12 protein-coding genes are annotated in these 12,515 nt (G+C 36.1%); 5 read left to right on the forward strand and 7 right to left on the reverse strand.

What is annotated here, in order from left to right:
• Positions 1-10: 10 nt before the first annotated feature.
• Positions 11-1,276: a hypothetical protein gene (locus tag AAGD90_RS03600; protein WP_264706235.1), complete on the forward strand. Its 1,266-nt coding sequence runs from the start codon at positions 11-13 to the stop codon at positions 1,274-1,276.
• Between the two features lie 40 nt (positions 1,277-1,316).
• On the opposite strand, the gene AAGD90_RS03605 is transcribed toward AAGD90_RS03600, so the two are convergent.
• The 3 genes from AAGD90_RS03605 to AAGD90_RS03615 all read right to left on the reverse strand — a co-directional run bounded on the left by AAGD90_RS03605 (position 1,317) and on the right by AAGD90_RS03615 (position 3,737).
• A complete protein-coding gene (locus AAGD90_RS03605; protein WP_264373819.1) occupies positions 1,317-1,832 on the reverse strand; it encodes a gamma carbonic anhydrase family protein in 516 nt (171 codons plus the stop codon).
• A gap of 63 nt (positions 1,833-1,895) precedes the next feature.
• Positions 1,896-2,728, reverse strand: a protein-coding gene (locus tag AAGD90_RS03610; protein WP_341821638.1) for an IS5-like element ISWpi1 family transposase whose coding sequence is annotated in 2 segments (ribosomal slippage) — positions 1,896-2,359 and positions 2,359-2,728 — 834 coding nt in all. Because the reading frame shifts where the segments join, the coding sequence is not laid out codon by codon here.
• A gap of 58 nt (positions 2,729-2,786) precedes the next feature.
• Positions 2,787-3,737, reverse strand: coding sequence for an IS481 family transposase (locus AAGD90_RS03615; protein WP_341821639.1), 951 nt, complete (start codon positions 3,735-3,737; stop codon positions 2,787-2,789).
• A gap of 163 nt (positions 3,738-3,900) precedes the next feature.
• On the opposite strand from AAGD90_RS03615, the gene secG reads away from it, so the two are divergent.
• The 3 genes from secG to AAGD90_RS03630 are packed head-to-tail and all read left to right on the forward strand — an operon-like array spanning position 3,901 to position 6,261.
• The gene (secG, locus tag AAGD90_RS03620) at positions 3,901-4,221 is read left to right on the forward strand and encodes a preprotein translocase subunit SecG (RefSeq protein ID WP_264723320.1); all 321 of its coding nucleotides are present in this window, start codon (positions 3,901-3,903) and stop codon (positions 4,219-4,221) included.
• The gene (locus AAGD90_RS03625) at positions 4,221-5,825 is read left to right on the forward strand and encodes a CTP synthase (RefSeq protein ID WP_341821641.1); all 1,605 of its coding nucleotides are present in this window, start codon (positions 4,221-4,223) and stop codon (positions 5,823-5,825) included. Before secG ends, AAGD90_RS03625 begins: the two co-directional genes overlap by 1 nt.
• Before the next feature lie 25 nt (positions 5,826-5,850).
• A complete protein-coding gene (locus tag AAGD90_RS03630; RefSeq protein ID WP_015588966.1) occupies positions 5,851-6,261 on the forward strand; it encodes a nucleoside deaminase in 411 nt (136 codons plus the stop codon).
• Between the two features lie 257 nt (positions 6,262-6,518).
• Here AAGD90_RS03630 and AAGD90_RS03635 read toward each other — a convergent pair.
• From AAGD90_RS03635 to AAGD90_RS03650, 4 genes are all read right to left on the reverse strand, one after another.
• Positions 6,519-7,351, reverse strand: a protein-coding gene (locus tag AAGD90_RS03635; RefSeq protein ID WP_341821642.1) for an IS5-like element ISWpi1 family transposase whose coding sequence is annotated in 2 segments (ribosomal slippage) — positions 6,519-6,982 and positions 6,982-7,351 — 834 coding nt in all. Because the reading frame shifts where the segments join, the coding sequence is not laid out codon by codon here.
• A 90-nt stretch (positions 7,352-7,441) separates the two neighbouring features.
• A protein-coding gene (locus AAGD90_RS03640; protein ID WP_156518142.1) for an IS630 family transposase occupies positions 7,442-8,301 on the reverse strand; the annotation gives its coding sequence in 2 pieces (ribosomal slippage) (positions 7,442-7,977 and positions 7,977-8,301; 861 coding nt in all).
• Between the two features lie 637 nt (positions 8,302-8,938).
• Positions 8,939-10,144: an MFS transporter gene (locus AAGD90_RS03645; protein WP_244663081.1), complete on the reverse strand. Its 1,206-nt coding sequence runs from the start codon at positions 10,142-10,144 to the stop codon at positions 8,939-8,941.
• A 245-nt stretch (positions 10,145-10,389) separates the two neighbouring features.
• Positions 10,390-10,566: a hypothetical protein gene (locus tag AAGD90_RS03650; protein WP_174930852.1), complete on the reverse strand. Its 177-nt coding sequence runs from the start codon at positions 10,564-10,566 to the stop codon at positions 10,390-10,392.
• Positions 10,567-11,285: 719 nt separating this feature from the next.
• Here AAGD90_RS03650 and AAGD90_RS03655 point away from each other — a divergent pair.
• Positions 11,286-12,386: an ATP-binding protein gene (locus AAGD90_RS03655; RefSeq protein WP_341821643.1), complete on the forward strand. Its 1,101-nt coding sequence runs from the start codon at positions 11,286-11,288 to the stop codon at positions 12,384-12,386.
• Positions 12,387-12,515: the final 129 nt, after the last annotated feature.

The raw sequence follows: 12,515 nt of genomic DNA on the forward strand, positions 1-12,515 counted from the left end.
GAGGCTCGTTATGCTAAGCTTAAAGAATGGTACAATACAGGTTGCCGATGATAAAATAGTGCTTGTTATAAAAAAAGATGATTATGAAGAATTTAAAAAGTATAAAAACGTAGATAAGAGTGGTGCTATAATTGATGACAAGTTTTATGTGGGCTGTACGCTAAATGATCAACAACTATATATTACTGGTTCTTATCCTCAAGAAGAACTAGGAGATAATACAATCATGAATGTAAAATCCGTTGGGAAAAAGGGTGGCAAATATTTTAGTCGCCTAGAAGAAATGAAAAATCTGTTAGGCTTTAACGATGGGAAAGAGGAGATTATGGTAAAAGCCCTATCTTGCCATCCCACAGTACAATTGTTAGAAGAGAAAAATGTTAAAACAACAGAATTGGAAGCTGCAGAAGAGCAGTTAAAGGGGAAAAATGAAGAATTAGAAGCTGCAAAGAAGAAAGCTGAGGAGGAATTGAGAATTAAAACACAAGAATTACAAGATCAATTGGACACAGCTCAGCAGGAAAAACAAGACTTAGAAGCTGAAGTGGAAAAACTAAAGGCAATAGATTCTACAGCGTTGCAGCAGCAGTTAGAAGAGAAAAATGCTAAAATAACAGAATTGGAAGCATTAGATGCTGTGGCGTTACAGCAAAAGTTAACAGAGAAAGAGAATGAAATAACAGCATTAAAAGCTCAACCAGATGCTGCTGTTACGAAGTTAGAGGGTGAAAAAACAACACTAACAAATAAAATAAAAGATTTAGAAGCACAGTTAAACAACCAACCAAATGCTGCTCAGTTAAAAAATAAAGACGAGAAAATAAAAGATTTAGAAGCACAGTTAAGCAACCGACCAGATGCTGCTCAGTTAAAGGGTAAAGAGGATAAGATAAAAGAATTAGAAGCTAAAATAAACCAACCAAATGCTGAAGTTGAAAGCCTAAAGAAAGACTTACAAGCTCGAAATGCTCGAGTTCATCAGTTAGAGAAGGAAAATAAAGAACTAGAAGCTAAAAACAAAACAACTGAGCAACCAAAACAAGGCAATGGAGCACGGTACACTGCTACTGTTGGTATGGGTCTTGCTGCTGGACTGATAGCATTTACTGCACTTGAACGTACAGTGAGATTAGATATTTGGGTAATGGTTGGTATAGCAGTAGCATCTGCACTTGTAGCCGGTGGTATTACATATGCAGTATTACCTAGTACTCAAGTAGATGGGGCAAAAGCACAAGAAGTAAATGAGATGGGAAAAAGAAGTAACAAGGGTTAAGCCGAAATGTACGTGTCAAGTAAAACACTTGACGCGAACTTCAGTTTTTATATTCCTTCATTAGCATAATATAATTTTGTGCTGATTGTGTAATATGTTTAATTTCTTCATTCGACATCTTTTTGAAGAACTTTGCTGGCCTGCCAGCCCATATTTCCCCACTTTTTATCACTTTTCCGTGTGTTACCAGTGAGCCAGCAGCTACCATAGCTTCAGGCTCCACAACTGCATGGTCCATCACGGTAGAGCCCATACCAATAAACGCTTTATCATGCACCGTGCATGCGTGCAACATACAAAAATGTCCCACTGTTACCATGCTGCCAATAATTGTGTCACCACCTGGGTTTCTATCCACATGAATTACCGTTCCATCTTGAATATTTGTTCCATTACCTATTTTTATTGATCCAACGTCCCCTCTGATTACACAATTAAACCAGATGCTTGCATCTCTTCCTATTTCAACCTTGCCTATGATATGCGAACCACCTGCGATGAAAGCACTTTCGTCTATTTTTGGTTCATAATCTTTGTATTTTAAAATGTGATACATATTAAGCCCAAAGTCTTATGCATATGTTAATCAAAATAAGAGGTTGTCGGGAAACTAGTAAATTCAAGCATATTCCCTCTTTAACATAACCCTACTCATAGCTAGGTATATGAAATTCTCAGTGGATGTTGTGAGTAAATCATACTCCCTCGATAGCCTTCTATTCCTATTAACCCAAGCAAAAGTCCTTTCTACAACCCATCTTCTTGGCTGTACTTTAAACCCTTGTTCTCTTGTTGGTAGTAGCTCAGGTGGCGTATCTTTGTGCACCCAAAATCTACATGGAGGCCTTTTAACAATTTCAATATCTATGTCATATTCTTCCTTTATGTGATTCTTTAAATTTCTTCCTTGGTATCCCATGTCAGCCCACATTTTTTTAACTTTAGTATATTTTGTTCTCATATTGTTTAATGCTATTTTAATACCATCTCTATCATTTTCGTTAGCAGCGCCTACGTAACAACCTAGTATAAAACCCTGAGTGTCTGTAATTATATGCCTTTTTCTACCCTTTACTTTTTTACTTCCATCATAGCCTTTGATCCCCCCTTTTCTGTAGTCTTTACAGATTGACTATCTACTATACAGGCACTCGGCTGCTCATTCCTTCCTATTTTTCTTCTACTATATTTTGTAATTTCATAATTCATTTTCTCAAAAATTCCCTGCTTCTTCCATTGCCTGAACTGCTCATACACAGTCTTCCATAGCGGAAAATCATTTGGTAAATACCGCCATTGACACCCTGTACGCAATACATAGAAAATTGCTTCTAATATTTCTTTTTTGCTATACTTTTGCGGCCTTCCTCCTTTCTTGTATGATACTCTGAAGTGTTTTTCTATTCTTGCCCATTCCCTTTCGCTTAGATCTGTTGGATACTTTTTTCTCATCTTTACCCCGTACTAAAATTTCAGATATTATAGCCTTTTACTTGTTTCCGGACAACCTCTAACTGTATGGTCCCAGAGTGTGATGGTGTGGATTTAGTATAAATAATTCTGGAGACTGTGTCCACTGATAACATATAAATTCATAAGGAGTAAGACCCTTAAGAGTTTTGAGTCTCTTTGCATAATTATAAGCCATAACAAAGTTATAAAGGTGTTCTTTAAGTTGCTGGTGCGATTGATAGTAATACTTCTTAACTGTAGCATCCTTTAAAGTTTTATTCATACGCTCGACTTGCCCATTCGTCCAAGGATGGCTAACTTTTGTCAAACGATGTTCAATAACATTCTCTTCGCAAACTCTATCAAATATATGTTGGAAAGCATACTTATGACGCTTCTGGTTTGTAAATTGTATACCGTTATCTGTCAAAATAGTATGGATTTTATACGGTAAAATTCTAATCAAATTACGTAAGAACTCAGCAGCTATGGGTTTTGTAGCACTGTTACACAACTCAACATAGGTAAATTTGGATGTCCTATCAATAGCAACAAACAAATGTAATTTGCCCTCCTCAGTTCTAACTTCAGCAATATCAATATGAAAGTAACCGATAGGATATTGTTTGAATTTCTTTTTTGACTTAACTTCTCCATCAACAGTTGGTAATCTGCTAATGTTGTGTCTTTGTAAACAACGATGCAAGCTAGAGCGAGTCAAATGCGGAATTGTAGACTGCAGAGCGTAAAGGCAATCATCTAGTGGCAGTAGTGTATACTTGCGAAATGTAACTATTATAGCTTCCTCTTCTAGCGTTAAAACAGTTGATCTTGGATGCTTTGGACCCATATCAGCATCTTTCGTAAATGAACGTTTTCTCCACTTAATAATAGTTTTTGGATTAAGGTTATAATGCTTGGAGAGTTTTGCTATGCTCTCTTTTCTATTTTGTATTGCTCTACGAATCGTCTGTGTTGTTTTGGCGCACCCATGTAATATCTGTCCCATAATGACTCCTTAAATGATGATGATAGTATACCATCACTCTCTGGGACCATACATCTAAGGTAAGCAGTAAATACATACTTAGATTTCAAACTACTTGGGTGACAGATGTTCTTGACTTACGTGCTTTGTACTGCTAAGATTTTTATTTTCAGCCCTATCTATAATGTCAGTAGCGGTATTAAGTATATTTCAAATAATATTGGTTGTTGTGTTAGTAATTTTAGTGCTCTTGCAGCCACCTGGGAGTAGTTCGTTAAGTGGTTTTAGTAATACACAACAGGGGGTCAACTCGATGATTCCAGTGAAATCTTCTGAAAACCCGCTCAGCAGAGTAACGGCTATTGTTGCTGGATTGTTTATTATAAATACATTGCTATTGTCAGGATTATGTTCAAAAGACGTACATAAAAAATCGATCGCAGAAAAAATTATATTAGAAAAAAAGCAAGAAAGTGAATCTACTTCTGTTCCATTTGAAAATTAATGAAGGAAGCTAAATTTATCTTTGTCACAGGTGGAGTTGTGTCATCGCTTGGTAAAGGCTTAGTTGCTTCAAGCGTTGGTGCGCTTCTTCAAGCTCACGGTTTTAAGATCCGTATCAGAAAACTTGACCCGTATCTCAACATTGATCCTGGGACAATGAACCCAACTCAGCACGGAGAGGTATTTGTTACCGAAGATGGTGCTGAAACTGATTTGGATCTTGGGCATTATGAGCGTTTTACTGGAATTAAAGCAACAAAAGATGACAATATAACAACTGGTAAGATATATCATGAGTTATTGAAGAAAGAGAGGCGTGGTGATTATCTGGGCAAAACTGTGCAAGTCATTCCTCATGTGACAGATTTGATCAAATCGTTCATTTTTAATGGTACGGAAGGTTTAGATTTTGTAATATGTGAAATAGGCGGAACTGTAGGTGACATTGAAAGCCAACCATTTTTGGAGGCTATACGCCAAGTTAACTACACATTAGGAAAACAAAGAGTTATCCTTATTCACTTAACTTTAATACCATATCTTACCGCAGCGCAAGAATTAAAGACAAAACCAACGCAGCATTCAGTTCGAGAGTTAAATTCCGCGGGGTTACAGCCAGATATTATATTATGCCGCAGTGAGAAAGAAATTTTCGATAATCAAAGAGAGAAAATAGCTAAGCTTTGCAATGTTTCTTTATTCAATGTGATACCTGCCCCTGATGTGAGTCATATATATGAGTTACCGGTGTTGTATAGCCAATGTGGGCTTGATACGCAAATTTTGGAGCACTTTCATTTAAGTAAGCCAAAACCAAGCTTGACTGAATGGGATCAAATAGTGCATTCCATAAGGCACCCAACACAGGAAGTTACTGTATCTATAGTGGGAAAATACACCGAATTCCCTGATGCGTATAAATCACTAGTTGAAGCATTAAATCATGGTGCGATTAGTAATAAAGTCAAAGTAAGGATAAATTGGGTTAACTCAAGAGAGAAGGAAGAAAAACCTATAAATGAAAAACTTATAGGAGAGAAATTACAGAATTCTCATGCAATCCTTGTTCCAGGGGGGTTTGGTGATGACGGAGTAGAGGGTAAAATATTAGCAATAAATTATGCCCGTACAAATAATATCCCATTTTTCGGAATTTGCCTTGGTATGCAGCTTGCAATTATTGAATTTGCTCGTAATGTTGTTAAGCTTGAAGATGTACACTCTGAAGAATTTCGTAACTGTAAACATCCAATCGTTAAGTTAGCTGGCGATCAAGATGACGATCTTGGTGGAACCATGAGACTTGGGGCATACAAATGTAATATAAATGCAAACTCTAAAATGATGGATGCATATAGTAACACTACTATTTCAGAAAGACACAGGCATAGATACATAATCAATTCAGATTATAAAGATGATTTGGAAAAAAATGGGCTGCTATGCAGTGGCATATCAGAAGATGGAACGTGCATAGAGGCAGTGGAGTTAGAGAGTCATCCGTGGTTTATTGGTGTGCAGTTTCATCCAGAATTTCAATCAAAGCCGTTTTCTCCTCATCCTCTTTTCGTGTCGTTCGTTAAAGCAACAATTGATAAGAAATAAGTGCCTAGTGTTTAAGTATCAATATATGGAGCTTGCCATAGAGCAAGCCAAACTCGCTCAAAAAAATGATGAGGTGCCCATAGGTGCTGTAATAGTGAGTGGAGACAATATCATTTCTTCTGCACACAATATATCCAGCGATCCAACTGCACATGCAGAGATGTTAGCGATCAGACAAGCATTTTCAACTCCCACGCTTTGTGATGCTGATATGTACGTAACATTAGAACCATGTCCGATGTGTGCTCAAGCCATTTCCTTTGCCAGAATTAAACGATTGTACTTTGGAGCTTATAATCCAAAAGGTGGAGGAATTGAAAATGGTGCTAAGATATTTCAATTTTGCAGCCATATACCTGAAGTTTATGGTGGGATATTAGAAACAGAATGCTCTTTTTTGTTAAAGGATTTTTTTGAGAAACTAAGGAACATTTGATAAATCGTCATGCTACTTGTTTTCCGATACAAAATCGTCATCCCGCTACGTGTTAGCGGGATCTATGCTAGGAGATACCGTGACGGTATGGCGGTTAAGTAATTCGTCATTCCAGCGCGTGACGCACAACTATACAAACATTGTCCACCAGCAGGGTGTCATCCGAGTAGCTGACACTGCCCTCCTTTGTCATCCCAGTGCCCAGACACTGGGATCCAGAAGACTTAATTTTAGAGGTTGTCGGGAAACTAGTAAATTCAAGCATATTCCCTCTTTAACATAACCCTACTCATAGCTAGGTATATGAAATTCTCAGTGGATGTTGTGAGTAAATCATACTCCTTCGATAGCCTTCTATTCCTATTAACCCAAGCAAAAGTCCTTTCTACAACCCATCTTCTTGGCTGTACTTTAAACCCTTGTTCTCTTGTTGGTAGTAGCTCAGGTGGCGTATCTTTGTGCACCCAAAATCTACATGGAGGCCTTTTAACAATTTCAATATCTATGTCATATTCTTCCTTTATGTGATTCTTTAAATTTCTTCCTTGGTATCCCATGTCAGCCCACATTTTTTTAACTTTAGTATATTTTGTTCTCATATTGTTTAATGCTATTTTAATACCATCTCTATCATTTTCGTTAGCAGCGCCTACGTAACAACCTAGTATAAAACCCTGAGTGTCTGTAATTATATGCCTTTTTCTACCCTTTACTTTTTTACTTCCATCATAGCCTTTGATCCCCCCTTTTCTGTAGTCTTTACAGATTGACTATCTACTATACAGGCACTCGGCTGCTCATTCCTTCCTATTTTTCTTCTACTATATTTTGTAATTTCATAATTCATTTTCTCAAAAATTCCCTGCTTCTTCCATTGCCTGAACTGCTCATACACAGTCTTCCATAGCGGAAAATCATTTGGTAAATACCGCCATTGACACCCTGTACGCAATACACAGAAAATTGCTTCTAATATTTCTTTTTTGCTATACTTTTGCGGCCTTCCTCCTTTCTTGTATGATACTCTGAAGTGTTTTTCTATTCTTGCCCATTCCCTTTCGCTTAGATCTGTTGGATACTTTTTTCTCATCTTTACCCCGTACTAAAATTTCAGATATTATAGCCTTTTACTTGTTTCCGGACAACCTCTTATAGCATTTCTCATAATAGTCCGAATAGGTCATAGGAAGGCAGAATCAACAGCACGACGAAAGGATTCGAATAGAGGAATGTTTTTCCTGGCTCTGTTTTTTATAGCAAACCAATGATGCTCAATTTTGTTAAAATCTGGAGAATAAGGCGGCAGATACAAAATTTCTGCACCGACTCCTTTAGCGAGCTTGATAAGCTTATCAGACTTATGAAAAGTAGCATTATCAAGAATGACAGTTTGTCCAGGTTCTAAGATCGGTGCCAAAAATTGCTCAAACCATCCATTAAAAATATCCATATTACAGTGGCCTTCAAATGTTAATGGAGCAACTATCTTTCTTCTACTTAAGGCTGCAACCATGCTGATTCGTTGAGTTTTTTTTCCAGATTTTAGGGCATAAAATCGCTGTCCTTTCTGGCAATACCCATATGGATAGTCCTCCGTGTTATCAATCCCAGACTCATCTATATACACTAAGTTTTCTGGTTCTTTTGTTGCTATAATTTTTAAGAATTCAGCACGTTTTTCTTCGTTCCTTTCCTTGTATCCATATGTCTTTTTTTGCGCGTAAATCCAATTTTTCTGAGAGCTCGGTGGATCGTTTGGATACTAACGTTGCCCCAAAGTTTAGCCATTTCCGACAGAGTTTTTCTACCGTGTTTTTTAGCAAATTCGATAAACTTATTCCAGTCGATAATTTTCTGATTGTAACCTCCATTACCGAGTTTTTTTGACTGAAAGTCGCCTGTTTCTTTTTTTCTTTGCTGCCACTCCCACAAAGTAGTTCGTCCAATTTTAAATCTTGCTGCCACTGCTTCTCTGCTTTCCCCTTCGTCTAGTGCTTCCATTGCTTTTTTTCTTAAATCATAACTATATGCTGCCGGCATCCAACCTCCTTATCGCCATCTATCCTTAATCTTATCATATCCGGACTTCTGTGGAAAGAGCTATAACCAAGTGGCTGCATAATAAAGGCTGGATTCCAGTGGGCTTTGTTGCATCGCTAGCTATGATGGATTAAAGATAAAAAAGATGGAGAATATCAGTAGCTTATTATTCTGGTATTTATAATAAGAACGGTCAGTGAATACCTAAATTTGAGTAAAAGAAATTTCACTACCACTCACTAATCTGGCTAAAATTCAAGAATTTCAATGCTTTAGCTATTTTCAATAGAATTAAATTTATTAATATAAATAATAAATTACTATTCTTAAATTTGATCAGATTGATTGCAAAAAAACAAGATTTTCAATAGGTTGCTTATAATTCTAACTATAGTTAGCCTTTCATAAGTAGCGATGCAACAAAGCCATTCCAGTGTCAAGCACTGGAATGACATTACAGGGACACTGGGATGACATCATCCTTTTCTCTGGATTCCAGACTGGAATGACAGCAGTCCTACGTCATACCGTCACGGTATCTCTAGATCCCGCTAACAAGCAGCAGGATGACGGTTGTCAGGGTGTCAGCTACTTAGATGAAACCCTTTCCCGGTCTATCAAATCACATAGGAGAAAACTAAGACCAATCAAATTTCTTATCTTGCGGTTTTATTTGCAATATTGCTACCACACTGATCAACAAGCAGAAGACTATATAAAGCCCAGCAGCAAGGTTTGTTTGAGGAAATGTTACAGTCAACCAAATACAAACCATAGGAGTAAATCCTCCATGTAACGCATAAGAGATATTGCGTGATAAGCTCACACCACTAAATCTAACATTGGTAGGAAAGAGTTCAGATGCAACTATTCCTATGGGAACTATACCCCTTTCTATTATAGAGAGAACCATTACGCTCAACGCAATCACAAGATAATTTTTATAGTAATATGCAATAGATAACGCAGGACAACACAGTGCCATTGTAATTGCTATAAATAAGATTGCAGTGCGCTCTTTTCCAACTTTATCAGCCAACATTCCAAACGCTATTGAAGATATCGGCATTAATACACTGGTTATAATCAATACAATTTCGTTGATATATGTTGTTACATAAACATCCACTGATGCTATTTCCTTTGCGAGAGTTCGAAGAAATATGGTAAATCCAACAGCAACATTAACAGGTACAGATATTAAAATAGCAAGTATAAGAGCTCTCTTGTGGCGTTTTATAAGCTCTATTATTGGCAAATCAGGTAAATTTCTTTGTTTTCGATTTTTTTCATATGCTGGAGTTTCTCCCAATGTGTATATGCTATACGCGCTAATTAATCCTAAAATAGCTGAGAAAATAAATGGCAATCTCCAACCCCAGGTACAAAAATCAGTAGTTTTTTTGCAGATAATCACTATCACCGCAGAAAGCAAGACGCCAATGGAGCGACCAAAACCCATCATTCCAAAATACATCCCTAAGTTCTCTTTCCTACTGGATAAATGCTCTATAAGATAAACAGAACTTCCTTGTTCACCACCAAGTGCAATTCCTTGTGTTATATGGATTGCAAGAAGCAATATAGTAGAAATTATACCTACTTGATTGTGACTTGGAATAAATGCAATGAGACTTGATGGTATCGATATTAGCAAGATAGTAATTATTAATGCTATCCTCCTTCCATACCTGTCACCAACGTGACCAAATATGAATGCACCAAGTGGCCTTACAATTGCACCTAGCCCTACAATTCCAAATAATTGCAGTATGTTACTGTAGACATCTTTTGCAAAACAAAACTCTCTGCTGATTATGTTAATCAAATCAATAAAAAGCATGTAGTCATACCATATTGCGATTCTGCAGAGTATGGTTGATATCAACACCCTTGTTTGCACTAAATTCAATTCGTAAATGTTTGCTTATTCTATTCTGGCTGCTTTTTGGGATTTTACAACCTAAACATATGGAGTTGACTTTTTTATTATGGTGTGTGATAATTGCAATGAATATAGCTTATTTAGCAGCACTTATAGCAGCAGTAATACTTTGTGCTATAATGTGTATAAGCATTTTCTTTATATTATTTAAGGGAAAAAGAACACTTAGATTCAAAAGGATTTCTATCTCTTCTGAAAACAGTAGGTGTAATTTCTATAATACTATCAATTATATCTCTCCCACTTATTATATTAAGCCTTACTACTCCGTCACCTCTGGTAGTAGGTATAGTAGGTGGTATCGTTGGTGCTATTTCCATAATACCATTAATAGTAGCTTACATTTTGCTTGTGGCTATATCGAATATCTTTATTACCAAGTCTTTATAAATTTGAGCTAATGTTACTGTCTTCATTTCTTCTTGGTTGTAATATTGCTGAAAGTTATCTATTTCCATAGGTATAACATATAATCTGATTTTATAAGATATTCTACCGGGATTAAAATATCGTAAATCTTAGGCGTTATAAACAAAATTTACAGGAAAAATAAGATGATACTACTCAAAAAGGCAAACAAGACGGTATTTTTCTGGCATAAGTTAGCGTTCAGCTTTACCTTTCCTTGCAAGACATTTTAGAGCTATTATGTCTTACTTCTTGAAGATACAAGTTAGCGTTTTTAACCCGAATTCTGGATTGGAGATTAAAAAAAACAAGAATATCAATAGCTTATTGTTTTAGCATTTACGATAAAGCAGTAAGCATTTTAAGACTAGTTACTAATTTAGTAAAATTCAAGACTTTCAATAATTTACCTAAAATCTAATCCAGAATTCGGGTTAATAATAAAATCTTGTTTTTTGAAAATGAATTTGGTAAACTTTAAAGATGTATGTGACAATATGGTGATATATTGTTTTTAGTATTTAATAAATTAAAGTACGTACTTGATAATTTTTCTGAACGCTCTAATCAAGCTAAAATAGGTAAGCTAGATAAAATTATTCTTAGTTTAAAATTGGTATAAGGTATTAAGATGAAAAAAATTGAAATTTCAGAATTACTAAAAAGAATTTCAATCTGTTTACTATGCGTGGCAACTATTGTCTCTATCGCTTTTTTGTTTGCCTATATGCATACAATGTTGCTTAGTAAAGGGTATGAGTTAGCTGCACATTATGTTAGTGAAGCTATGCCTTGTGTGTTACTTGTCGTTCTCCTTTTTATTGTTTGGTTTGTATATGATCAAGTATTCAGCAAACTAAAGGAAGTAGAGCTGCCTATATCGATAGAATTAGCTAATTCAGATGATAAAAGAATAACATTTGCTGATGCTATAATTGATGACTCCTTAAAACAACGGTTGCAGATGATTTGCTGTGACCAAATGACAGAAGAAATGCGCAAGCTGTTTGGAAATAAAAGTATTAATTCACTAAGAGGTTACATATTATATGGCCCTCCTGGAAATGGTAAAACACTTATGGCTCGTGCAATTGCAGGTGAATCAAATATGAATTTCATAAGCATCTCAGGTCCTGAACTTATTGGAGTATATATTGGTCATGGTGCACATGCTGTACGCGAGCTTTTTAAAATAGCAAAAAAATATTCTCCTTGTATAGTCTTTATAGATGAAATAGATGCAGTTGCACAAAAAAGAAGTACCGCTAATAACTCAGCTTACCATTGTCGAGAGAGTTTAACACAGTTGTTAACTGAAATAGATGGATTTAAGAGCAGAAAAGATATAATAGTAATTGGTGCAACTAACCTTATCGGTGGTATAGATCCAGCACTTATTAGACCTGGACGTTTAGGTCAGAGGGTTTATATCCCTAATCCAAGCGTAGAAGCGAGACAAAAAATATTAGAACTTTATATGCGAGGTACAGAAGCCGATAATGAGTTAAACCTTAAAAACATTGCGGAAAGGACTAAAGGCTATTCTGGGGCTGAGTTAGAGCAATTAGTAAATGAGGCAAAAATGTGTGCTGTTGAGGAAAGACGGTCTAAGATTAGTGAGAAAGATTTCGATCACGCGCTTCGCGGGTTAAGTTCAGAACAAGAAAGAGAGAGAATAAGGTTGGTTTCAAACAGGGAGACACAGACAGAAGAAACTTCTTTTATACGGTAAACATAAAAATTGAAATTATAGAAGTGTAGCTGAGCCAACCTTCGTTATTCTTATTATTACCCACAAATAAAGACATGGTATTGCATTTACTCAAATAATTTAATTTTATTAACCTGAAAGCTTATTGGA

It is taken from the genome of Wolbachia endosymbiont (group A) of Ischnus inquisitorius, from assembly GCF_964026985.1.
Lineage (GTDB): Bacteria > Pseudomonadota > Alphaproteobacteria > Rickettsiales > Anaplasmataceae > Wolbachia > Wolbachia pipientis.

Excerpts from the sequence above, each read along its gene's own strand:
- AAGD90_RS03600 (WP_264706235.1), top strand. The coding sequence starts at position 11 with ATGCTAAGCTTAAAGAATGGTACAATACAGGTTGCCGATGATAAAATA.
- AAGD90_RS03605 (WP_264373819.1), bottom strand. The coding sequence starts at position 1,832 with ATGTATCACATTTTAAAATACAAAGATTATGAACCAAAAATAGACGAA.
- AAGD90_RS03615 (WP_341821639.1), bottom strand. The coding sequence starts at position 3,737 with ATGGGACAGATATTACATGGGTGCGCCAAAACAACACAGACGATTCGT.
- secG (WP_264723320.1), top strand. The coding sequence starts at position 3,901 with ATGTCAGTAGCGGTATTAAGTATATTTCAAATAATATTGGTTGTTGTG.
- AAGD90_RS03625 (WP_341821641.1), top strand. The coding sequence starts at position 4,221 with ATGAAGGAAGCTAAATTTATCTTTGTCACAGGTGGAGTTGTGTCATCG.
- AAGD90_RS03630 (WP_015588966.1), top strand. The coding sequence starts at position 5,851 with ATGGAGCTTGCCATAGAGCAAGCCAAACTCGCTCAAAAAAATGATGAG.
- AAGD90_RS03645 (WP_244663081.1), bottom strand. The coding sequence starts at position 10,144 with ATGCTTTTTATTGATTTGATTAACATAATCAGCAGAGAGTTTTGTTTT.
- AAGD90_RS03650 (WP_174930852.1), bottom strand. The coding sequence starts at position 10,566 with ATGGAAATAGCACCAACGATACCACCTACTATACCTACTACCAGAGGT.
- AAGD90_RS03655 (WP_341821643.1), top strand. The coding sequence starts at position 11,286 with ATGAAAAAAATTGAAATTTCAGAATTACTAAAAAGAATTTCAATCTGT.